This window comes from Halalkalibaculum sp. DA384 (genome assembly GCF_043951955.1).
Classification (GTDB): Bacteria; Bacteroidota; Rhodothermia; order Balneolales; family Balneolaceae; genus JAMQKA01.
The window spans coordinates 1-519 of the sequence record NZ_JBINJE010000118.1 but is presented as its reverse complement, the minus strand read 5'-3'; the positions used below and the strand labels follow the sequence as shown (position 1 = coordinate 519).

The window sequence follows — 519 nt, the reverse complement described above, 5'->3', positions numbered from 1 at the left end:
ATTCATGACAGTACCGCCACTTTTTACGGGGCCGTGAGAACCAATGACACGCTGAAAACCATCGACAATAAAAGCAGCGTGTTTGAGATAGGTTCGCTATCCAAAGTGTTTACCGCTGCCCTGCTCGCCGACCTGGCAACCGAAAACAAGCTACAGCTCGACCAGCCCATCCAGGCGCACCTGGATTTTCCCCTCCACGACAGCCTGCAGATTACCTTCAAACAGTTGGCCAATCATACCTCTGGGCTGCCGCGCATCCCCTCCGGCTTTGTCTGGGAATCGCTTTGGCACATGGATAATCCCTATAAAGAGTATGATGAAGACAAATTGCGCAAATATATGGGCAATGAAATAGAGCTTGCCGGCGAACCGGGAACCTCGTGGCAGTACTCCAATATCGGGGCGGGTATCCTGGGCTACACGCTGACGCAAATTGAGGATCAGTCCTATGAAGAAATGCTTCAGCAAAGAGTGTTCAATCCGCTGGGAATGCAGCACTCCACAACACGACGAGAATTG

1 protein-coding gene is annotated in these 519 nt (G+C 51.4%); it reads left to right on the top strand.

Going from position 1 to position 519, the window contains the following annotated elements; all coding sequences use genetic code 11:
* On the top strand, window positions 1–519 hold a 519-nt coding region (locus tag ACG2E4_RS18510; RefSeq protein ID WP_395277514.1), incomplete at both ends, for a serine hydrolase domain-containing protein.